This window comes from Synergistaceae bacterium DZ-S4 (assembly GCA_025943965.1).
GTDB classification, from domain to species: Bacteria; Synergistota; Synergistia; order Synergistales; family Synergistaceae; genus Caenicola; species Caenicola nitritireducens.
Map to the genome: position 1 here is coordinate 1 of JAPCWD010000016.1, position 21,557 is coordinate 21,557.

The following is a 21,557-nucleotide window of genomic DNA, read 5'->3' on the forward strand; positions in this document are numbered from 1 at the left end:
GCATATGAGATAGATCTGCTTGCCACGGTGATCGAACATAAAAAAATCTCCCCTTCATGGTAACTTGTTGGGGAGACTTTATATGAAGAATATTATTACTCACAGGTGCGGATGGTTTGACGCTTACTCAGGAACGTACTGAATGGCAAACTCAGGTCCAATCATTACACGAAAAAAATAATGATCTTGAAACTACAATCACAAAAGAAAAGAGTAAACGTTTGGCGATCGGCCCCTTTATTGGATTGGCACATACCGGCGAGGGTGTTATCGGAATAGGTATTTCGTATGCGATTATATTATTTTGAACTTACAAATGATAATTTATTAGATTAAAAAATTGCACTTATCATATTTAGAAAATGCTCCAAAGACTTAAAAAGCTTTACTAATAATTATATTATTAGAAGAACAAGAGAGAGGGCAAGGAAGCTACCTTCCCGCCCTCTCTAATTAACTACGGTTTCGTTTCTTCTTCTACAGGGTCCTTGACCCTCGATGGCGTAATTATATACCTTTGTTGTTAAAAATCAACACCAATTATTTTTTTATGTAAAAATACTTATTATGGGAGAAGCCAAAAACTTTCAGGTTTTGTAATTTGCCTAGCATTAATGTATGCCATTTCTATAGTTAGACATGTGTGCCCATGGTATTGAGTCCCATCATCACTTTTAGAAACAACAAGAGCTAGGTCAGGTGTGTTGGGATTTGTTAGATAAAGTGGTACTAGTAGTTGAATTTTACCTCTATACCACTGTGGAACAGCTGTTTTATAGTTGGCTTCGATTCTTTTCTTAGTGGTTCGAATAGATCCGTCGATTAAGTTACGGCAAAATTCTTTACCCTTCATCCGAAGTTCTTCTGGAATCCTATTAAAGTTTTCTGTATCACCAATAATATGATTCCATTGTGGCACTATCTCTAACCTAACATCAAAAACTAAATCTGTAGGATTTTGAAAATAATTAGGTCTTCTCAGTGCTTCGACAGATTGGGCTGACATTTTTGTAGAATTAAAAGAAGTAATGGTATAACAATTATAAAAACTTTTAAATTTCCATGGTTGCAGATTAGGTCGATCATTTTTTACACAATAATAGTAAATGTTTTGCCAGTGCTTGTCTAGTAAACCAGTATTAAAACATGCTTGTTGTGAATCTTCATAGATATATAAATTTTGCACAGAAGGATCCACACTTTCTCTTTCAGTCCATAATTTTTCAAACGTATTGGCCAAATAGTATCGCAGTATTCTGTATTCATTTGGAGAATTACTTAATGCCCAATTTTCAGGTGGTAATTCGCTATTAGCTAAAGAATTCAATGTTTTATCATAAAAAGACGGTGCTCCGCGATAAACCCAATCATCTAAACGCAAAATATTGCCTCCCCTGATAAAATATTATAAATCTATATTCCAAAGTAGATTTTACAGCATATTGAACAAAAAATAGATATTATTTAAATAAAAAAATAACAAATTGCATTTTCAATAAATTTAATGACTCTCCTTTCAAAGCGTGATTATTTATTCCTAATGCATTTAAACTGATGTTCTCTGCTATATTTCAGGTTTTAGCGGAATATTTTTTTTATCCCGTACTGCAATCAGGAAGTCGCCCCACCATTCCATCATAGCTATTCTTTGAGACATGTACTGAGCTCGGTTATATGTTCTTCTTATCGTATTTCTGTCAACATGTGACAGCTGGTGCTCGATGACATCAGCCGGCCATTCATACTCATTCAAGATGGTGCTGGCCATTGATCTAAACCCGTGGGCTGTCATATCCTCCTTCTCATACCCCATGGATCTTAAGGCCGTGCGCACGGCCCCATCGCTTAAATGTCGGCCGCCTCCGCGCGGAGAAGGAAAGAGCCAGGACTTGTTTCCTGATATTGCCAGGAGTTCTTTCAATACCCTTATAGCTTCCGTTGATAGCGGAACAACATGCTCGTTTTTCTCTTTCATCTTTTCGCCGGGTATACGCCATTCTTTCTTGTTCAAATCAAACTCTTTCCACTCTGCCTGCCGAATCTCGACTGGACGGACAAATGTCAGAGCCGACATTATCATCAGATACCGTACTAATCTTTGAGGATAGGCATAGACGCTGCGCATCAGGGCGCCAATATTTTCACTTTCAACAACTGTTGCATAGTGTTTCTGGCGGTGCGGCTGCAGCGCTTTTGATATGGCAGCCGCTGGGTTGACCAAAGTCCTGTCTGTTGTAATGGCATAATCAAAGATCTGTTTCATAAACTGGCGTAATCTGTGTGAGGTGTCTGTAAGTCCTTCTTTTTCAATTTGTCTGCAAAAAAGTAGGACCATATTAGGAGTAATTTCATTCAGCTTTCTATTGCCAAACTCGGGGATCAGATATTTATTCAGTCTCAATTCTACGGTCCGGACATAGTTTTTGCTTTTGTCCGGAAGGATAACGGAGTTGAACCACTCAACAGCAAGCTCCTTAAAAGAATACTCTCCTGAAGGTCCCCTTTTATCCTCTTTTCTTATCTCATAGTTCTTATCTCTTGCCGCCTTTAAGCTGACGTCAGGGTAGCTTCCCAGGCTTTTACGTTTTTCTTTTCCATCGATCCATAGGCGTGCGATCCAATATTTGCTTCCGTTAGGGCGGATGTCGAGGATCAATCCACGGCCATCTGAAAGGCTGTATGGTTTTTCTTTGGGTTTCGCGTTCTTTATGATGATCTCAGTCAGAGCCATGATATCCCCTCCACCGTATAAAATACTGTGACCGTATGACGTATTTATACAAATAATTATACAGTATTGAATGAATAACAGCGGTTATTTATGGTTATCTGTGGTTTACTGAAAAAGCGAGAAACCCTGCTGTGGGCAGGGTTTCTCGGGTGTATGGAAACGTGTGGATTATTGGCCTGGTGGGCGATATTGGGTTCGAACCAACGACTTCCACCGTGTGAAGGTGACACTCTACCGCTGAGTTAATCGCCCGTCGTCTGCATCGGATGGAATTATACTTGCTTAGTTACAATATTTCAAGTTCTTCCTATAATTTTGCTCAAAGAACAACATTATTAACAACGGGTTGGTTTGGGGAGGCAGGCTGGAAAGGCCGCAATGATGAAATGTCAGACAGGAAGCCGATTCCCACAATCGGCCATATTTGGTGTAAAATAGTTCCCGTTGGAAAAACCCAAACGAGAGGTCGGATGCCGGATGATCCTCTGCACAAAAATGAACGGCAACGGAAACGATTTTCTGATCATCGACAACATGGATCTTAGATACAGTAAGGAAATCTTGTCGGGGTATGCCAAAGCCCTCTGCAGAAGAAGAGAGTCGCTTGGAGCTGATGGAATACTTGTCGCCGAGCCTTCCGGGGTATGCGACTTCAAAATGAGACTCTTCAACCGCGACGGCACAGAGGGAGAGATGTGCGGCAACGGTGCAAGGTGCATTGCAAGATATGCATTTCTTAAGAGAATCGCAAAGGATCCCGTAATGGCGTTTGAGACACTTGGCGGCAGGGTGGAGGCAGCCGTACAAGGCGCGAGGGTCGTGATCAAACTGTCTCCGGTCGACGTCTCGGGTCTTATTCTGGATGTTCCGGCCTCTGTCGAGGGCTATGGTTTCAATTACACTTTTTTGACGGTAGGAGTTCCCCATACGGTGATCTTTGAGAAGGAAAAACTTAATTCAGAGGACTTCTACAGGAAGATCGGCCGGTCGATAAGGCTGAGGACCGACCTTTTCCCTGAAGGATCGAACATCAACTTCGTCTCTCCGAGAGGAAGTTTCGATAAAGGGCTGGAAGTGCTTACCTATGAGAGGGGGGTGGAGGACCTCACCCTTTCATGCGGTACCGGCTCGACTGCGAGCGCTATAGCAGCTTTTAAGGCAGGACTCACAGGACCTGTCGTGGATGTTTATAACCCCGGAGGCCTCAACAGGGTATCGCTTTTGGAGGGGCCCTCGGATACCCTTCTGCCCGAACTTGAGGGCGGCGCCTCTTACATTGCGGAAATAGAGGCCTCGGAGGAAGCTTTAGAAAAGTATAATTAAATGTCTGCCGGCAAAAGGACAATAGGTATAATTGCCCTGTCTGTTCTTTTTTTAACTTATATTGGAGGAATCGATGTTATGCCTAAACCATGGTGGCGTGAAACAATAGAGACTGTATTCTGGGCGCTTGTCCTTGCCCTTGTCCTCAGAACTTTTGTGATACAGGCCTTCTGGATCCCAAGCGGTTCGATGATACCGACCCTTGAAGTCGGTGACCGCGTGCTTGTACTCAAGTTCTGGTATGCGATGCCAAAAGTGGAACCGAAGAGAGGTCAGATAGCGGTCTTCAAATATCCGGTAGATCCCAGAAGGGATTTCGTCAAGCGAATAATCGGGCTCCCTGGAGACAAGGTCGAGATTAGGAACGGGACGGTATATGTAAATGACAAAGAGGTCTTCGAACCATATGTCAAGAACAAAGATACCTTTGACATGCTGTCTCAGACAGTCCCGGAAAAGAGCTACTTCTGCCTTGGCGACAACAGGCCCAACTCCCAGGACGGAAGGTTCTGGGGATATGTCCCCAGAAACTTCTTCCGCGGACCTGCGGTATTCAGATACTGGCCTCTCAACAGGATAGGACCGATAGAATAAATGGGCAGGACCGTATGGTTTCCCGGTCATATGGCGAAGGGCAGGCGACAGCTCCAGGCGCTTGCGGAGAATATTGATCTTATTCTAGAGGTTCGGGACGCCAGGGCTCCGAACCTCTCTTCGTCGCCGCTGCTGAGCATCTTCGCGCCAAAGATAAAGATGTGGGCTATCCTTTCAAAAGCGGACCTGGCGGACCCCGTTGTCACAAAAATGTGGACTGATCATCTGAAGGCTAAAAACCTTCCGGCATGGCCGCTTGACCTTCGAAAGGGAGGACTCAGCCAGATCCGAAAAGAGCTCAGGGAGAAGAAGCCCGCTTTCCGCGATTTGAGGATGGCTGTAGTGGGCATTCCCAACGTAGGCAAATCGATGCTGATAAATCAGTTGGTGGGGAGAAAAGCGGCCCCTGTAGGAGGTATCCCCGGAATAACCAAAGGGGTCTCCTGGTTCAGGGGAGAGGGCTTCCTCCTTGTTGATTCACCGGGGATACTCGACCCGCACAGCGACGCAAGGGCGCACCGGATCATATCATGGATCGGTTCCACCAGAGGACAGGTAATAGGCAGCTGGGAAGAGCACGCTAAGGAGTGCATTTCCTTCCTCATCAAAAAAGACCTCTGGAAAGGGGTGGAGTCGGCATGGGGGATCAAGCCGGAAGGAACTCCGGCTGAAATACTTGATTCTGTGGGAAGACGCCTTGGAAAGCTCCTCCCGGGAGGAATCACGGACATGGAGACATCCGGCAGGATGTTCATAGATGCCTTTGCGACCGGAAAACTAGGCAGGCTGAGCCTCGAGAAGCCGGGCGCCCCCCCCCTCTGGGAGACCCTGGAATGATGCATGCTGATGGCAGAATGGTGGCGGCGGGGACCGATGAAGCAGGAAGAGGTCCGCTTGCGGGGCCTGTGGTTGCTGCTGCTGTGATACTGACTGCTGAACAGAGGAAATATCTCCTCTCAAAAGGACTGAAGGATTCAAAAAAACTTTCTCCTCCAAAAAGAGAGACACTTTTCGAAATGATCTGCGAGAGCGGTGTGATGTGGAGAGCACAAGCTGCCTCACCTGCCAGGATTGACAGGATCAACATCCTCCGCGCGTCCCTTTGGTGCATGAAGAGGTCTGTTGAACGCCTCAAGACTGAGCCGGACATAGTTCTTGTTGACGGCAGCACGCTCATACCTGACCTCAGTATATACCAGAGGTGTGTGATCGGAGGAGACGACATAGTCCCCTCTATCGCAGCAGCTTCAATAATTGCCAAAGTTCTCAGGGACAGGGTCATGCAGACGCTTGACAGACTCTATCCAGAATATGGCTTCTGCTCGCACAAGGGCTACCCCTCCGCCGAACACAGAAGGATACTGCTTGAAATCGGCCCGTCTCCCATACACAGGATCTCTTTCAGGGGGGTCGTAAGGGGAAGCGGGTCATGAGCCTCGAAAGGGCTCTCGAACGCTCTCTTCAGGAAAGGAATAAAGACTTAGCAGTAAAAACTTCAGGGAAAGACGGGCGACCCGCTTCCCCCCCAAGCCCCCCTCACCTCCAAAGAGGAACATACGGTGAAGATAGGGCGACAGAATACCTCACCCGGTTAGGATACAGAATAATAGCAAGAAATGTGAGCTGCAGGCACGGCGAGATAGACATCATCGCCTCCGATGGCGATGAGATAGTCTTTGTTGAGGTCAGGACAAGGAGCAAAGGTTGGATGATGCCTCCTGAATGTACTGTGGGACCGGAAAAGCTGAAGAAGCTTAAAAGAGCGGCAAGGATATGGACAGAAAAGAGAAATTACACAGGGTTCTGGCGCATCGATCTTATCGCCGTTACTCTGAATGATGACAAACTTTCCTCGATAGAACACATCAAAGAGATTACGGAGGGGATCGAATGAACTCTGTCTCAGGAATGACGCTGAGAGGTGTAAAGGCTGTCGCGGTGGAGGTCGAAGTCGAGATAACGGGCGGACTTTTCAACATATCGGTCGTTGGGCTGCCCGATACTGCGGTCAGGGAAGCAAGGGAGAGGGTCAGGGCAGCGCTGAGGAGCGTCGGCATCACCCTCAGGGGAAGGGTGGCCATCAACCTTGCGCCGGCAGACATCCCCAAAGAAGGGGCGCTGCTGGACCTTGCGATAGCAGTAGGCATCGCATCTGTTCAAGGAGGGGTAAAGGTAAAGAAGCCCTCCCTCTTCATAGGCGAACTTGCCCTTGACGGAAGGTTGAGAAAAGTGCGAGGAGCCGTCCCGGCGGCATTCCTGGCAAAGGAAAAGGGGTGGGATCTTTATATACCCGAAGAGAATGCCGCTGAAGTTTCTCTCGTGGAGGGAGTTTCAGCATGGAGGGTAAGGTCACTGGGAGACCTATTCGCCCATCTCAGAAATGATATCGAACTGCCGGCTGTGGAACACTGCGAGGCTGACTATGCCCCTCCACAGGCAGATCCGGATTTTGCCGATATCAAGGGGCAGTCCGCAGCAAAAAGGGCTCTTGAGATAGCAGCGGCAGGGCACCACAATATACTTCTTGTCGGATCACCGGGATCAGGCAAAACTCTTCTTGCGAGGGCGCTGAAAGGCATACTTCCTCCCCTCTCTGACAAGGAACTGATGGAAGTCCTGCTTCTCAGGAGCACTGTTGGCGATTCTGCATCCTCCGTCAGGGAGAGGCCTTTCAGGTCGGTACATCACACAGCAAGCGCAGTTGCCCTATGCGGAGGAGGAACAACACTCCGTCCCGGGGAGATCAGCCTTGCTTCCAGGGGAGTTCTCTTTCTTGACGAGTTTCCTGAATTTACGAGGGATGTCCTTGAGGCACTCAGACAGCCCTTGGAGGACGGGCAGATAACTGTCTCGAGGGCCTCAGGAAGTGTCGTATACCCGGCAAAGGTCCTCATGGTGGCCGCATGTAACCCATGCCCCTGCGGTTATGCCGGCGACCCGGTCGAACGCTGTTCATGCTCTCCCTCCGCACTCGAAAGGTACAGAAGACGCCTCTCCGGCCCCATATTGGACAGGATAGACCTGCACCTCTCAATACCCAGGCTCCTTCCGGAAGAGCTCGTATCACTTGAAGGAAAGTGCGGTGAGAGCAGTGCGGAGGTTGCGGAAAGGGTAAGGGCCGCAAGGGAAATACAGATAAAGAGATGGTCACAGTATGGGATAGGGTCGAACTCCGAGATCCCGGAAAAGCTGCTTCGCAGGAAGATCACTCTTTCTCCCGAGGTGAAGGGATTCCTGCTTCAGGCGCTTAACAGAGTAAGGCTTTCGGGAAGGGGCCTTTCGAGGATCCTCAAGGTCTCCCGCACAATAGCGGACCTTGACGCTGCCGAGCACATCAGGCTGGAACATGTTGCGGAGGCGCTCAGTTACAGGGAGGGGGAGGCTCTCTCTTGGATGAAAAATTAAGGATCCTTCTACTTCTCAACACACTTGACGGACAGGGAAGAAAGCTTTGGGCAGCATTAAAAAAGGGCTTGATGTCACCCGACGATCTGTGGAAATGCAACCCAAAGCTCTTTACAGGACTTGATTTGACCGAGAAAGCGATCTTTGCTGTCAAATCAAGGATCGAAAAGAGATGGCCGGAGAATGAAATTGAAAAATGCATGAGACTTGGCATAAGGACTGTCTGCATAGAAGACGAAGATTACCCTGTGAGACTGAAAGACCTCAAGGACCCGCCCCTTGTCCTGTACTGGCGGGGAAAGCAAAGAAGGCTTCCAATCAGGTGCACCGGGGTGGTAGGCACAAGAAAAGCAAGTGCCTATGGGAGAAGGATAGCTCTTAAGATCGGAGAATACTGCGCATCTGCCGGCACTGCGGTGATCAGCGGAGGAGCGTCGGGGATAGACGGAAATGCACACAGGGGAGCCTGCATCTCGGGAGGCAAAACATTTGCCATCTTCGGCACAGGAGCGGATGTATATTTCCCCAGATCCAACGAGGGTCTGTTTGAGGAGATCATGGAGTGTGGCGCACTGATCTCTGAATTTCCTGTCGGGACCGAAGGAGAACAGTGGCATTTTCCTAGGAGAAACAGGATAGTCGCAGCAATCTCTTCGAAGTTGATAGTGGTCGAGGCTCCGCGCAAAAGCGGCGCAATGATTACTGCCGGACTCGCTGCGGAACTGGGACGCGAAGTGTGGTCAGTACCCGGAAGGATAGATGAAGAGAACGCTTCGGGAAGCAACAGGCTAATATTTGACGGGGCACATCCTCTCACCGACCTCAGGGATTTTTTCGGAATGTCCGAGACCGGGACAGGGGCATCAGCGCGTAAGAACATGACAGGACGGCCGATGGAGGAGCTCCAGTTCTCCCTCGAGGAGCGGGAGATATTGAAGGTGCTTCGGTTCGGAGGCGGTCAGACGGTTGACAACATAGCTCTTGAGGTTAAAATGAGCGCCGCTGACATTTTGAAAACGATTGCAATTTTGTCTGCAAAAGGAATAATATGTTCTTCGGGCTCAGGCCGGTTCAGCGTGAATGTTTGAGAGAGGTGCATCGAATGGCGACTGGAAAAAAGATCAAGGAAGATAAAAAAACGGAAATAATTGCTGAAGCTAAAGCAACCCTTACAAAATCTGTCCCCAAAAAGAAAGCTGCCGAAACTGCCGCAGAAAAGGCCAAAACCGGCATCACATCGGCGGCAAAGAAAACCTCCCCCAAAACCGCGAAGAAAACGGCATCAAAAAAGCCGTCGTCCAGGGGAAACGGGACACAGTCCTTAAAGCAGTACGAAGGAAAGACACTTGTTGTGGTCGAATCTCCTGCTAAGGCAAAAACTCTTGAAAAAATACTGGGCAGCGGCTACAAAGTCCTTGCAAGCGTAGGACATGTGAGGGACCTGCCGAAGGGCCGCATAGCCATTGACATTGAAAACGGTTTCGAGCCTGAATACATTCAGCTGAGGGGTAAGGGTGACATAATCAAGAAGCTCAAGAGTGCCTCCCAGGCAAGCAGCAAAACACTTCTCGCCTCCGACCCGGACAGGGAAGGCGAAGCTATTGCATGGCACCTGGCATATCTTCTTGACATAGACCCCAAGTCGGAGTGCAGGATAAGGATGCAGGAGATAACCGAACACGGGGTGACCGCGGCTGTAAAGGAACTTGATCACATAGACATAGACAGGGTGGACGCGCAGCAGGCCCGCCGTGTTCTTGACAGACTTGTCGGATATCAGCTCAGCCCTCTGCTCTGGAACAAGGTCAAACGGGGGCTATCTGCCGGAAGGGTCCAGTCAGTAGCTCTCAGGATAATCTGTGAGCGTGAAGATGAGATCGAAAAGTTCATTCCCGAAGAGTACTGGCTTATAGATGTTGAATGCTCAAGTTCTGACGGCACAAGAAAGTACAGGCTGAGGGCTGACAAATATCTCGGGAAACCGCTCTCGGTACATACCGAAAAAGAAGCCTCCTGTATCGTTAAAGAGATAGAAAAATCAGGGCTAAGTGTGGACGAGTTTAGGACCAAGGAAAGCCCCAGATCAGCACTGCCTCCTTTCAAGACAAGCACGCTCCAGCAGGAGGCATCGAGAAGGTGCGGTTTCGCCCCCGGCAGGACCATGCGTATTGCTCAATCACTCTATGAAGGTGTGGATATTCCCGGAAGAGGGCCGGTCGGGCTCATAACATACATGCGCACCGACAGTCTGAGGATCTCCCCTGAAGCGATCGCGTCGTCCCAAAAATTCATACTTGATAACTACGGAAAGAGTTATTTGCCGAAGAGCGTCAACACATTTGCATCAAAGGCGAGATCTCAGGATGCCCATGAGGCTGTCAGAGCCACAGATCCTTTCATCACTCCCGAATCAGTAAGAGATTGTCTTACGCAGGAACAGTACAGGCTGTATGAACTTATATGGAGCCGTTTCATAGCCAGCCAAATGGCGCCTGCGATCATTGCGAGGACGACGCTTACCTGCACCAGCGGAGATTATTCTCTCAAACAGTCAGGCGCTGCCGTAGTCTTTGACGGATGGGGGAAGGTTTTTCCGCTTGGAGTCAAGGATGCCGACATGAAGCCGGCCGTAAAGGGTGAGGACCTCACCTTAGAAAAGATCCTCAGCGAGCAGCGTTTTACCCAGCCGCCTTCAAGATATACAGAGGCCGGGCTTGTCAAGGCTCTTGAAGAAAAGGGAATAGGAAGGCCTTCGACATACGCTGCCATAATCAACACACTCTCTGTCAGGGGGTACGTTGACAGGGGAGAAGAAGACAAAAAACTGATGCCGACAAAACTCGGAAGGCTTGTCAACACTTTTCTGATCAGATACTTCTCAAGCCTCATAAACGTGGATTTCACTGCCATGATGGAGGAGGAATTGGACAGGATCGAGGCGGGAGAACTCAAGTGGAAAAAGGTGGTCGGCGAGTTCTGGAGCGGCTTCAAACCTGTCCTCGACGACGTATCTGCTCATGCGGAGAACATGAGGCCGGAACCTGAGCTTGTTGGAGAGCAATGTCCTGAATGTGGCAGGGACCTCGTGGTCAAAAGCGGAAGGTTTGGCGAATTCATAGCATGCTCAGGCTATCCAGACTGCAAATATACCAGGAACATAGTGAGAACGACCGGTATAAAATGTCCCAAATGCGGAGAGGGAGAGCTTGTCAGAAGGCGTGCCGCAAAAGGTAAGGTAAAGGGAAGGATGTTCTACGGCTGCAACAGATATCCCGACTGCGATTTCATTGCCTGGAAGAAACCCGGAAAAACGGAACAGGAAGGATCTGAACCGGAGGAACAGGAAACTGACAATGGAAGTTCAGAGATCTGAGGCGGTCAGCGTAATAGGAGGAGGCCTCTCCGGTTCTGAGGCTGCATGGCAGCTTGCACGGCGGGGCTTCAACGTGTGCCTTTACGAGATGAGGCCGAAGAGTAATACTCCTGCGCACGAGACCCCATTCCTCGGCGAACTGGTCTGCAGCAACTCCCTGGGAGGAGAAAAGCCCACGACCCCGGCAGGCATACTAAAATCAGAGCTGAAGCTCCTGAACAGTCTGATAATGGAATGCGCGCAGGAAAGCAGGGTGCCTGCAGGAAACGCACTTGCCGTCGACAGGGAGGTCTTTGCCCGACTGGTCGATTCCGCAGTATCGTCGCATCCAAACATTGAAGTCATAAGGGAAGAGGTGACTGATCTTCCGGAAGGTCCGGCAATCATCGCGACAGGTCCTCTTACAAGCGGTTCCTTTGCTGAGAGCCTCAAAAAACTCATTGGGGATGATTTCCTCTATTTTTACGATGCAGTCGCACCCATAGTGACACTTGAAAGCGTCGATCCCAATCACTCATTCAGGGGAAACAGATATGGGGAGAGCGGAGACTACATAAACTGTCCCATGGACGAAGAGACTTACCTTGCATTCTGGGAAGCTTTGGTAAATGCAGAAACTGCCCCAAAACACAAATTTGAAGATGAGGACATTAGACACTTTGAGGGCTGCCTTCCTGTTGAAGTTATTGCAAAGAGAGGAGAGAAGACCCTTCTTTTCGGACCGCTCAGGCCTGTCGGCTTCACCGATGAAAAAAGCGGAAGAGAGTATTGTGCCATAGTGCAGCTTAGGCAGGACAACGAAGAGGGGACCCTCTACAACATGGTCGGTTTCCAGACCAACCTCAAATGGGGGGAGCAGGAAAGGGTCTTCAGGATGATCCCGGCGCTCAGAAACGCCGAGCTCGTCAGGAAGGGCGTCATGCACAGGAATCTGTTTGTATGTGCCCCAGCAGTGCTTGACGGGTATCTGAGGCCGAAGGGCAGGGAAGATATATTCCTGGCCGGGCAGATGACCGGTGTCGAGGGATACCTGGAAAGCACCGCCATGGGATTTGCATCCGCCCTCTTCATGTCAGCGCGAATAAAAGGCCTTCCCATGCCCGAATTCCCTCAGAAGACCGCGATGGGATCGCTCCTTAACTACCTAAAAACTGCGATGCCCAAGACATTTCAGCCGATGAACGTAAATCTCGGAATATTTCCAAAACTTGAAGGCAAAAAGATAAAGAAGCGGACCGAAAGGTGCGAAGCCTATCACGAGAGGGCGATATGTGCGATGAGTAAGTTTATCGCATTGAACGCAGAATTATTTAACTGCAAAAGCGGCTGAGCAATGGCTGAGCATGGCTGAGCGGTTGCTGAGCAGTCGTGAAAACCGGGCGGGGAGTGCGTCCGCCGGGGAATTTGCGAGGAGAACGCTCGGGGGGAATTCGCGACGTATGTCGCTAAGGAATTTGCTCGCTTCGCATCGCGGAGAATTTGTCGGAAGACCCATCCGACGATGAATGAAGGTCTTTTAAATCGTCGTCCCTGAGTGAGCTTCGACATCGGGATATAGCTTTAGAATCTTGGGGTGCGCCTCTTCCACGTCTTCCCGGTATGCACCTGAGCCGGGGCTCATCCTTTTGATTTTTACGATTTCTAAGTGGACATAAATACCAAAACATATGGATCCCGGCTCAGGTGCATACCGGTAAGACGTGGGGGGATACCAAGACAACGTTGGAAGAAGTCCATACAGATCGACAGCGGTTTTGAACCTCCGCGGCCCTTGGACGCAATTCCCCGACCCTGCCCCTGTGCCCTACGACTGCTTAGCAACTACTTAGCAACGCTCAGCCATCGCTTAGCTGATTTTCAAGTCTCCTCCTGCATTTACGATTGAATAGTCAACAAATGACCGTATCTTGTGAATTTTCTTAAAATTCGCTTGAAATTTCATTCCTACATGCTAGAATACCATTCATGACGGAAAACATCTCGGCAAACATAGACTTGTTTTTATCAACTATAGAGTCACGCGGACGCTCGAAAAACACCGTTACGAACTACAGGGTGGATCTGGAGCAGTTCAGGGAGTATTTGCTGAGGCAGGACATTCCTGATGTATCTGAGATAGACGCTCAGTCTGTCCGGGTCTATCTTTCAAATATCATTGGTTATGGCATAGCCAAAACATCTGCTGCCAGAAAACTCTCGGCAGTAAGGGGCTTCATTAAGTGGCTTTCCTCAAGGGAAATCCTTGATTATGGAGTCGCAGCTGGACTAAAGGGACCTAAACTGCCCTCTTCTTTGCCCAAGGCTCTGTCGTGCGAGGATACGGAAAAACTTCTTGTCGAGGGTCCCGAGCACGGGAAGCACTATCAGAGAGACAGACTTGTGCTTGAACTTTTATACGGTTCGGGTCTGCGCGTATCTGAGCTTATAGATTTGAATTGGGAAGATATTGAAACGGATCAGAGGATAATTAGGGTCATCGGCAAGGGTTCCAAGGAACGTCTGGTCCCCTTTGGCAAGGGTGTGAAAAAGCTTCTTGAGGACTGGAGGCCCATTCCCCCAGAAGGAAAGAGGGGGCCCCTCTTCAAATCGGAAAAGGGAGCCGAGAGGCTGACAGTCCGGACCGTACACAGACTGGTCCAAAAAGCCGCAATGCGCATAGGCATTTACGGCGTTTCACCACATACACTCAGGCACTGTTTTGCAACACATCTGTTGGAGAGAGGAGCTCCGCTGAGAGTGGTCCAGGAACTTTTGGGTCACGAAAGCATAGCCGCGACCCAGAGGTATCTGTCCATCACAGCCGAACAGATGAAGAGAAGTTATCTGGAATATCATCCGAGAGCACACGAGCAGTGAACAAAATAGAAAAACAGGGAAGGAAGTTGTTGCAATGGACACACCAAAAGAACTTATCGAAGCAAGGCCGAAAATTATGAATCCTGCCGCAATGCAGGATCTTCTTGAGAAAACGAGGATGGTAAGCCGTGCCCTTCAGGCTCGCAAAGAACGGGGTGCACCCGACTATCCCAGACTGGCAAGGCTCATGTCAGACCTCTCTGCAGCTAACGTTTACGTCATCAACGGTGAGGGAAGGATCCTCGGTTATGCCTGGATAAGCGAATATGACTGTCCGATCATGGCGGATCAGCTCCTTGACGGAGCGATGCCGGCAGCATATGTGGAAAAGGTAAACTCTTTCCATGAATCGATACTGAACCACACTGATCACGGTCTTTGCGCATACGCAGACCAACCTTGCACGTATTCAAACAAGCATGTGCTGCTGGTCCCGATCAACGGTTCAGGAGAAAGGCTCGGCACGCTTATCCTTGCCCGTTTCGGCTGTCAGTTCGATACCAGGGATCTTGTCCTTGCCGAATACCTTGGTACGGTGGTCGGCCTGGAAATTCTCAATGACAGGGGAAAGTCGATCGAGGAGCGCGGACGCGAGCGTCTTGTCGTTCAGATGGCTATGAGAGCCCTCTCTTACTCCGAAGTCGAATCCGTAAGGCATATAATCGAAGATCTTGGCGGAGCTGAAGGAGTGGTAGTGGCAAGCAAAGTGGCAGACAGAGTTGGCGTGACCAGAAGCGTGATCGTCAACGCATTGAGAAAACTTGGAAGTGCGGGTATCATAGAGAGCAGGAGCCTTGGAATGAAGGGGACTTACATCAAAGTTCTCAGTCCGCTCTTTTTAGAGGAGCTTGGAATAACAGTCTCTCGTTAAAAATTACTGAGGGAGGGAGATACCTTGAAGGCAAAGATCCTGATAGCTGACGATTCGGCCAATATGCGTTCGATCCTTAAGGATCTGCTTCTTAGAAACGGATTCGATGTTGCCGGAGAGGCAGAGAACGGCAAAGAGGTTCTGGAACTCTATGAAAAGATAAAGCCCGACGTCGTGACGCTCGATATAATGATGCCTGAGATGAGCGGCATTCAGGCCCTTAAGGAGATCAAGGAGAGATATCCCGAGTCCAGGATCATAATGTCTGCATCCATGGGGCAGCAGAACCTGGTGGTCGAAGCCATCAGGGCCGGGGCTGCAGATTTCTTCATAAAGCCAGTCCAGGCAGAGAAGGTTGTAGAAGCAATAGAGAAGGCGCTTCGCCATAAGAATCACATATTCGCAACAAAGGAGTAGCCATTTTTATTTATTATGGTAAAATGCGCTCCATGATATTTAAAAGCTCTGTGACGAACGGAGACATATTTCCCTTGGAGGTAAGAACCGCATATGGTAGATAAGGTACCCGCAGCAACAGGAGTAAGCGTGGGGGATGTGCTGAGCGGATCGGTCGAGCATGTGGCAGCATATGGAGCTTTTATCAGGCTTGATTCGGGGCAGAAGGCAATGGTCCACATATCAGAGCTGTCCCACAACTATGTCAAAAAAGTCGAGGATGTCTTGGAAGTTGGTCAGAAGATAACTGCCAAGGTCATCAAAATTGACGACAAGGGCAGGATAGACCTTTCCATCAAGGCACTTCAGGTCAAAGAGCCTCCGGCAAGGCCGGCTTACCGTGAAGACGACTTTGAAAAGAAGCTGTCGACATTCCTTAAATCCAGCGATGAAAAAATTGCAGATCTCAGCAGATCAAAAGAAGTCCGCAGCTCTAAAAAACGTCCAGCAGCAGGCCAGTCAGGCAAAAAATAGCTGCGGTCGGGCAATGGACATAAAAACATTCAAGCAGCCGGCGGACAAAAGTCTGCCGGCTTTTTGGACTCCCCTGAGTGAAAACGATGTCATTCTGCTTCGTAAGAGGAACAGACGGAGACGCTTTGATTTATCATTAGTTTATGCAGTTGGGGCGAGATGCTCGTTTGGTTTCCCGCAAGTGTTGGTATGCCGCCCCGAAAGGAAAGGAGGCAGTCCTTTTCCAACTCTATTCTGGCTCACATGTCCCTATCTTGACCGGAAATGCGGCGAGCTCGAATCCCTCCATAAGATCCGGGAACTGGAAGAACTTTTCAGCGAAAAGGCAACTGAGGTAGCGCGATGGCACGAAAAATATGCTCTTTTAAGAAAGAGTATATCCGAGATCGGCATTGATATCCCGACCGGAGTCGGAGGGATCGACAATGATGGAGCTCCGCATGCAGTTAAATGCCTTCATCTTCAGGCAGCTACATGGATCGGATGGAGATATCATCCTGCTGCAGACTGGCTGCAAAAAGAACTCGAAACTACAGAATGTACCTGCGGGCTCTGCGGAAATAACGAGGAAAACAGCCATTATAGTTAAAAATCGTCCGAGTATAGTATAATTTTACAAGTTCTTATTGACTTTCTCGTAAAAGCCTGTAGAATATCCCATCGTGATGTACATTTTTGAGCCGTTAGCTCAGTTGGCAGAGCACCGGACTTTTAATCCGGGTGTCCCGGGTTCGAGTCCCGGACGGCTCACCACTTTGCGGTCCCATCGTCCAGAGGCCTAGGACACCGCCCTTTCAAGGCGGCGACACGAGTTCGAATCTCGTTGGGACCGCCATTATTTTAGAGGCCAGCGTAGCTCAGTTGGTAGAGCAGCGCACTCGTAATGCGCAGGTCTCCGGTCCGAATCCGGACGCTGGCTCCACTTCCGATCATATCAAGACTTCGGCCAAAAGCGCCGGGGTCTTTTTTTCTGTAGTTCTGCCCATTTTAAATCACCCCTTATTTCTGTTCAGCAGGCCCGCTATCTGTTAGAATTCCTGATGGCAGGGAACCATGGTGAAACTTCGGCAGGGTCACGCCGCGTGAGGCGATGGATACCTTTGTGAAAATGCCGGGATAGCACCGGCGTGAAGCAATGGTGAAGCCGTTGTGAGGGCGGTCAAACGATAGTCAAACGTTGTCAAACAGTAGTCAAACGGTCCCTCTATGTCAGAATAGATGTCGTGTTTGTAAGTCGACAGTACAGATTGTTTGACTGTATTTGCGACGGCTCAGCCATGTTAAATAAACAATAGCTTTACCATTGCACCATCGCTTCACGCGACCGTATTTGTCGCAGTTTCACAAATACTCATTCAGCATGAAGGAGACAAATGCAGTGTCTATAAACTATAACTCACTTACCGAAAAGAACAAAAATGACCCCCAGGAGACCCCAGGGCTTTCGCTGGTTATAAAAAGAAAGATCACGCTTGTAAGACATGGAATAACTGAGTGGAACAAGAAATTCCGCTATCAAGGCATCACGGATGTTCCGCTGGCCGCTGAAGGGGAAGAACAGGCCAAAAGAGCGGCAATGAGGCTTTCATGCGAATCTGTGGACAGGGTGATCTCAAGCCCTCTGGGACGTTCAATGAAGACTGCTTCAATAATCGCGGAGATAATAGGAAAAAACAGCGTCGAGACATGGGACGAACTCAGGGAAGTGGACTTTGGAGAGTGGGAGGGCCTGACAGTTCCACAAATCAAGGAAAGGTTCGGAGAGGACCTCTTCGAAAGGTGGAAGTCCTCACAGGTGGATGTGACAGCGACTAACGGAGAGGATGCCGACATTGTCTACAGGAGGGCTGAGGCATGCGCTGCCAGGATACTGGCCCTTAAGGATGAACATGTTGTCGTGGTGGGGCACGGAGCACTATTCAGAACGCTTCTTCTGCCCCTGATAAAGATACAGAGGGTAAACGTATTCTGGCGGATGAAGATGGACAACTGTTCGCTTTCCGGGATAGGGATAGATAAGAAAAACAGGGCTTTCATCGTATTTTTCAATGATACCTTACACCTAAGGACAAATATGGACTGCATCAAAGATATTCCTTTGCCGTGGTAGATTTTCCTGATTAATGGTAAAATCACTATTGTAGGTGTGATAACAGACGAGCAGGAAGAAATTGCGAAACGAGGATATGCATTTGAAAAGCGATCCCGAAAAAGAAATGACAGCATGCGACGAGAATAGGGCGGAAGCTGAAAGGGAACTGTGGCGGAGATGTTCCGAGGGAGACGAAGAAGCACGCGAGGAACTGATCCTGGCATACAGGCCTATGGTATATTGGCTTGCAAAAAAACTCAGAGTCCCATACAGTACCTACCCGGATCTTATCCAGGAAGGAATGCTTTCACTTATCAACGCTGTCGATCGTTTCGACGTCGAAAGGAACAACTGTTTCTCCACCCTTGCTTACTACAAGATCAAAGGCGGGATGATAAATTTTATCCAGCGGGTGGAATCGAAGGCTCCGATCCCAACGGACGACGAAACAGTATTTATGCACGAGTCTCTGCAGTCAGGCTCAGTATCGGAACATGCAGACAGAGCAGAGTGGACACTTGATCTTGAAGAGGCAATGAACAGCCTTTCCCAAAGAGAGGCTGAAATAGTGAAGGCGCTTGTGATAGAAGGCAGGATGGCAAGAGAGGTTGCAGAAGAGGCAGATCTTGACATCAGTCATATATACAGGATACGCAGAAAAGCGATAGCTAAATTACGCAAGTGGCTGAAGGCGGATGAAGCCACTTCCGCCATGTAAAACGGGATAATAATAACACATCCCATATCTGCATGGAGGAGTAACTCATGAAAAAGAAGATCTCAAGGATACAAAGATGGCTTGACAGACTCTCCGCCGCCTGTGACAAGGAAAGATGGGACTCTGCCCTTGTGGAGGCTGACTGTCTTTCTGCCGAGGTGCGCGAGATAAGGGAAGACCTTGCTCATATGCTCGAAAACGAGCAGACCTCGACAGCCGCCATATTCAGCGGATCCGCAGTCACCATGAGTATCAGAAGCATAGGGATCGCTCTTTTCATAGTTATGGTCTCTACGATACCTCTTGCCGTGGAATCTGAGAGACCATGGACGCCACAGACTGCCTCAGTACCGTTACATAACAACGGGGAAGAGGTGCTGGCCTGGGTCACCAGAGAGGAAGACGAACTCCTGAGGACACTGAGGGAAGATCTCAGCGGCCAGAATATCGGAAGGACGGCGGCACAAGGTATTTTCTCTGCGCCTGCCAAAAAGGGAACAGTGGCCAGGACCCCGGAGAAAGAAATTATTGTTTCGGAAAAACCTGCTGTCCGAGAGTCATCCGTCAGATCGGAAGCAGGAATAAGCGCAGAAGATCTTCTCGCTCTATTGCAGATAGGGGAAAAAGCTCTGAGAGGAGATACACCTGCGATCAAAGTTATCAAATAGCGGCATTGCGCAGGATCTTTGCGCTGAAATCTCGTATCCATTTCAGAGGAGTGGTTTTTTGTGTCTTTCCGTGTCAGGTCTCTCTCCGTCGTTGCCCTTGTTTTTCTGTTGGTACTAACACCTGCCTATGCTGCAGAAGAAGGACTGGCCTCCCCTGATATCCGAGAAACGGTGACAGCGGATAACGGAACCGAGAAGCCTGTCGAGGACCAAAAACTCCCGGAGCTCACAGGTCCCGCCATCCTGAACATTTCTGTCCAGGGAAATTCTGAAGTCGTAACCGAACACATAATGAGCATAATCACCTCCAAGGTTGGCGAGCCGGTCGACGAGGAGAAACTTCGGAAGGATGCCGAGGCAATATTCGAGCTCGGATTTTTCGTTGCTACCGACTACCGGGTGACGGACAAGGAAGGCGGAGTAGATGTCGTATTTCTCGTTCAGGAAAACCCAGTTGTCAGCAAGATAAATTTTGAGGGCAACACGGTCTACACAAGTGAAAAACTCGAAGAGATGATTTTTACAAAGCCGGGTATGATCTTCAATCGGACATTTTTCAGGAACGATCTCCAGAGGATAAAGGAAAAGTACCAGTCAGACGGATATGTAATGGCTAACGTGGCCGACGTGCGCATTGAGGGTACTGAGATCAATGTTGTCATAGTTGAGCCTAAGATAAGCCAGATAGTGATCCAGGGCAATAAGATCACCAAGACCCACGTGGTGCAGCGTTACCTCAAGATAAAAGAGGGAGAACTCTTCAACGCAAACAAGCTTCGCCTATCACTCAGCAGACTTCAGGGCGTAGGCTTCTTCAGCGACGTTAACGTTAACTTCGAGCCCGGTGAAAACCCTGATGACGTGATAGTTGTCCTTACGGTCGAAGAGGGCCGTACTGGCAAGCTTGGTTTCAACATCGCATACGGAACGCAGAGCGGCTTCGGCGGCGGGCTCAGTTATGAAAATACAAACATAGGCGGCCGGGGAATGAAGCTCAGCGTTGGATTTGACCTTGGCAACAGAGAAGAGTACTGGGTCAGCTATGAACAGCCTTACATGAGCGGGAAAGTTACGGCCTGGAAGATTGGCGGCTACAAAAGAGCCTGGGATGATTTAAGATACTACGTTGATGATCAGGAAAGATTCAGATATGACAGGGACAAGACAGGTGCATTCTTCGGTTTTGGCCGAAAGTTCAAGGATGATTCCCTCTATAACTGGTATCTGCTATTCGACTGGCATGAAGTTAAAAACGAACCTGACAATCCACCGGCGGGATATGAAAAGAGCAACTGGGGCAATATTCCGATAGACGAAAAGGTGCCGCCTACCACTGTACTTGATGATCTTGGTGATGGTACATATTATTCGGTCACTGCATCCGTCCGCCGCCTGAACATCGACGAATATCTGCCCTACTCAAAAGGTGACGTCCAGACGCTCAACGTCCAGTATGGACAGGCAGACGTTGAGGGCGTAGATTACAGTTATTTCAAATATTGGCTGGAAGCAAAGTTCTACTTTACAGTTGACAAGTTATTTAAAGATTTCTTCGAAACATCTTTTGGAGGAAATACAGAAAGACCCGTTATATTTGCTTCAAGGATAATCGTGGGATCGTCTTCGGGAGATGTCCCGTATGAACAGATGTACACGGTCGGAGGAGACACAACGCTCCGCGGTTACGACGATGACCGTTATCATGGGGAAGAGATGCTGCTCGGCAACTTCGAGCTCAGAGTTCCGATGGATAAGAATTTCTCCCTTGTAGCATTCTATGATATTGGCCGCGCATGGAGAAAAGAGGGTGATTCAGCCAGCTTCGGAAGCGATATGGGCTCGTCCCCCGGATTCGGAGTCAGGATAAACACTCCGCTTGGAAATCTAAGGCTTGACTATGCCACAGGCGATGAGGGCAGATTCCACTTTGGCTTCGGAGAACTTTTCTAAGCAAGACAAATATACGTTAAAACTATGGGTTGCGGCCGTCTTCACA

Annotated in this window: 20 protein-coding genes and 4 tRNA genes; 21 read left to right on the forward strand and 3 right to left on the reverse strand. The window is 49.0% G+C overall.

The window, feature by feature from the left end:
* Window positions 1-565 precede the first annotated feature (565 nt).
* The 3 genes from OLM33_09150 to OLM33_09160 all read right to left on the reverse strand — a co-directional run bounded on the left by OLM33_09150 (window position 566) and on the right by OLM33_09160 (window position 2,983).
* Window positions 566-1,381, reverse strand: a complete 816-nt coding sequence (locus OLM33_09150) for a DUF3825 domain-containing protein (protein MCW1713821.1) — start codon at window positions 1,379-1,381, stop codon at window positions 566-568.
* 183 nt (window positions 1,382-1,564) lie between these two features.
* Complete coding sequence (locus tag OLM33_09155; protein MCW1713822.1) at window positions 1,565-2,731, reverse strand: tyrosine-type recombinase/integrase; 1,167 nt, start codon at window positions 2,729-2,731, stop codon at window positions 1,565-1,567.
* Between the two features lie 177 nt (window positions 2,732-2,908).
* Window positions 2,909-2,983: transfer RNA gene (locus tag OLM33_09160), tRNA-Val, on the reverse strand.
* A 192-nt stretch (window positions 2,984-3,175) separates the two neighbouring features.
* Between OLM33_09160 and dapF the strand changes: the two genes are divergently transcribed.
* From dapF to OLM33_09265, 21 genes are all read left to right on the forward strand, one after another.
* On the forward strand, window positions 3,176-4,054 hold the full coding sequence (dapF, locus tag OLM33_09165) for a diaminopimelate epimerase (GenBank protein ID MCW1713823.1): 879 nt from the start codon (window positions 3,176-3,178) through the stop codon (window positions 4,052-4,054).
* 78 nt (window positions 4,055-4,132) lie between these two features.
* Window positions 4,133-4,648: a signal peptidase I gene (lepB, locus tag OLM33_09170; GenBank protein MCW1713824.1), complete on the forward strand. Its 516-nt coding sequence runs from the start codon at window positions 4,133-4,135 to the stop codon at window positions 4,646-4,648.
* Complete coding sequence (locus OLM33_09175; GenBank protein MCW1713825.1) at window positions 4,649-5,485, forward strand: 50S ribosome-binding GTPase; 837 nt, start codon at window positions 4,649-4,651, stop codon at window positions 5,483-5,485.
* 17 nt (window positions 5,486-5,502) lie between these two features.
* Complete coding sequence (locus OLM33_09180; protein MCW1713826.1) at window positions 5,503-6,081, forward strand: ribonuclease HII; 579 nt, start codon at window positions 5,503-5,505, stop codon at window positions 6,079-6,081.
* A complete protein-coding gene (locus OLM33_09185) occupies window positions 6,078-6,542 on the forward strand; it encodes a YraN family protein (GenBank protein MCW1713827.1) in 465 nt (154 codons plus the stop codon). Before OLM33_09180 ends, OLM33_09185 begins: the two co-directional genes overlap by 4 nt.
* Window positions 6,539-8,053, forward strand: a complete 1,515-nt coding sequence (locus tag OLM33_09190) for a YifB family Mg chelatase-like AAA ATPase (protein ID MCW1713828.1) — start codon at window positions 6,539-6,541, stop codon at window positions 8,051-8,053. Before OLM33_09185 ends, OLM33_09190 begins: the two co-directional genes overlap by 4 nt.
* Window positions 8,038-9,141: a DNA-processing protein DprA gene (gene dprA / locus OLM33_09195; protein MCW1713829.1), complete on the forward strand. Its 1,104-nt coding sequence runs from the start codon at window positions 8,038-8,040 to the stop codon at window positions 9,139-9,141. The genes OLM33_09190 and dprA overlap by 16 nt, the downstream gene beginning before the upstream one ends.
* Window positions 9,142-9,155: 14 nt before the next feature.
* Entirely contained in the window at window positions 9,156-11,426 is a 2,271-nt protein-coding gene (gene topA, locus OLM33_09200) for a type I DNA topoisomerase (GenBank protein ID MCW1713830.1), read from the forward strand.
* Entirely contained in the window at window positions 11,407-12,756 is a 1,350-nt protein-coding gene (gene trmFO, locus OLM33_09205; protein MCW1713831.1) for a methylenetetrahydrofolate--tRNA-(uracil(54)-C(5))-methyltransferase (FADH(2)-oxidizing) TrmFO, read from the forward strand. Before topA ends, trmFO begins: the two co-directional genes overlap by 20 nt.
* Window positions 12,757-13,391: 635 nt before the next feature.
* The gene (locus tag OLM33_09210; protein ID MCW1713832.1) at window positions 13,392-14,282 is read left to right on the forward strand and encodes a tyrosine recombinase XerC; all 891 of its coding nucleotides are present in this window, start codon (window positions 13,392-13,394) and stop codon (window positions 14,280-14,282) included.
* 76 nt (window positions 14,283-14,358) lie between these two features.
* Entirely contained in the window at window positions 14,359-15,153 is a 795-nt protein-coding gene (gene codY, locus OLM33_09215) for a GTP-sensing pleiotropic transcriptional regulator CodY (GenBank protein MCW1713833.1), read from the forward strand.
* A gap of 24 nt (window positions 15,154-15,177) precedes the next feature.
* On the forward strand, window positions 15,178-15,570 hold the full coding sequence (locus OLM33_09220) for a response regulator (GenBank protein ID MCW1713834.1): 393 nt from the start codon (window positions 15,178-15,180) through the stop codon (window positions 15,568-15,570).
* A 93-nt stretch (window positions 15,571-15,663) separates the two neighbouring features.
* Window positions 15,664-16,083: a S1 RNA-binding domain-containing protein gene (locus OLM33_09225; protein MCW1713835.1), complete on the forward strand. Its 420-nt coding sequence runs from the start codon at window positions 15,664-15,666 to the stop codon at window positions 16,081-16,083.
* Between the two features lie 13 nt (window positions 16,084-16,096).
* Window positions 16,097-16,672, forward strand: coding sequence for a DUF501 domain-containing protein (locus tag OLM33_09230; protein MCW1713836.1), 576 nt, complete (start codon window positions 16,097-16,099; stop codon window positions 16,670-16,672).
* An 88-nt stretch (window positions 16,673-16,760) separates the two neighbouring features.
* Window positions 16,761-16,836 (forward strand) — tRNA-Lys (locus tag OLM33_09235).
* A 6-nt stretch (window positions 16,837-16,842) separates the two neighbouring features.
* A tRNA-Glu gene (locus OLM33_09240) sits at window positions 16,843-16,918 on the forward strand.
* A gap of 11 nt (window positions 16,919-16,929) precedes the next feature.
* A tRNA-Thr gene (locus OLM33_09245) sits at window positions 16,930-17,005 on the forward strand.
* Between the two features lie 456 nt (window positions 17,006-17,461).
* On the forward strand, window positions 17,462-18,193 hold the full coding sequence (locus OLM33_09250; protein ID MCW1713837.1) for a histidine phosphatase family protein: 732 nt from the start codon (window positions 17,462-17,464) through the stop codon (window positions 18,191-18,193).
* 76 nt (window positions 18,194-18,269) lie between these two features.
* A complete protein-coding gene (locus tag OLM33_09255; protein ID MCW1713838.1) occupies window positions 18,270-18,893 on the forward strand; it encodes a sigma-70 family RNA polymerase sigma factor in 624 nt (207 codons plus the stop codon).
* Between the two features lie 47 nt (window positions 18,894-18,940).
* Window positions 18,941-19,561, forward strand: a complete 621-nt coding sequence (locus OLM33_09260) for a hypothetical protein (GenBank protein MCW1713839.1) — start codon at window positions 18,941-18,943, stop codon at window positions 19,559-19,561.
* Between the two features lie 60 nt (window positions 19,562-19,621).
* Window positions 19,622-21,511 (forward strand): BamA/TamA family outer membrane protein, encoded by a 1,890-nt coding sequence (locus OLM33_09265; protein MCW1713840.1) that lies wholly within the window; start codon window positions 19,622-19,624, stop codon window positions 21,509-21,511.
* The last annotated feature ends 46 nt before the right edge of the window (window positions 21,512-21,557 follow it).

Bases quoted from the DNA above. Each gene is read 5' to 3' on its own strand.
- OLM33_09255 (MCW1713838.1), top strand. From the start codon at position 18,270: ATGCATTTGAAAAGCGATCCCGAAAAAGAAATGACAGCATGCGACGAG.
- OLM33_09225 (MCW1713835.1), top strand. From the start codon at position 15,664: ATGGTAGATAAGGTACCCGCAGCAACAGGAGTAAGCGTGGGGGATGTG.
- OLM33_09155 (MCW1713822.1), bottom strand. From the start codon at position 2,731: ATGGCTCTGACTGAGATCATCATAAAGAACGCGAAACCCAAAGAAAAA.
- OLM33_09260 (MCW1713839.1), top strand. From the start codon at position 18,941: ATGAAAAAGAAGATCTCAAGGATACAAAGATGGCTTGACAGACTCTCC.
- codY (MCW1713833.1), top strand. From the start codon at position 14,359: ATGAATCCTGCCGCAATGCAGGATCTTCTTGAGAAAACGAGGATGGTA.
- OLM33_09175 (MCW1713825.1), top strand. From the start codon at position 4,649: ATGGGCAGGACCGTATGGTTTCCCGGTCATATGGCGAAGGGCAGGCGA.
- trmFO (MCW1713831.1), top strand. From the start codon at position 11,407: ATGGAAGTTCAGAGATCTGAGGCGGTCAGCGTAATAGGAGGAGGCCTC.
- OLM33_09230 (MCW1713836.1), top strand. From the start codon at position 16,097: ATGGACATAAAAACATTCAAGCAGCCGGCGGACAAAAGTCTGCCGGCT.
- OLM33_09180 (MCW1713826.1), top strand. From the start codon at position 5,503: ATGGTGGCGGCGGGGACCGATGAAGCAGGAAGAGGTCCGCTTGCGGGG.
- lepB (MCW1713824.1), top strand. From the start codon at position 4,133: ATGCCTAAACCATGGTGGCGTGAAACAATAGAGACTGTATTCTGGGCG.
- OLM33_09210 (MCW1713832.1), top strand. From the start codon at position 13,392: ATGACGGAAAACATCTCGGCAAACATAGACTTGTTTTTATCAACTATA.
- OLM33_09185 (MCW1713827.1), top strand. From the start codon at position 6,078: ATGAGCCTCGAAAGGGCTCTCGAACGCTCTCTTCAGGAAAGGAATAAA.
- OLM33_09190 (MCW1713828.1), top strand. From the start codon at position 6,539: ATGAACTCTGTCTCAGGAATGACGCTGAGAGGTGTAAAGGCTGTCGCG.
- topA (MCW1713830.1), top strand. From the start codon at position 9,156: ATGGCGACTGGAAAAAAGATCAAGGAAGATAAAAAAACGGAAATAATT.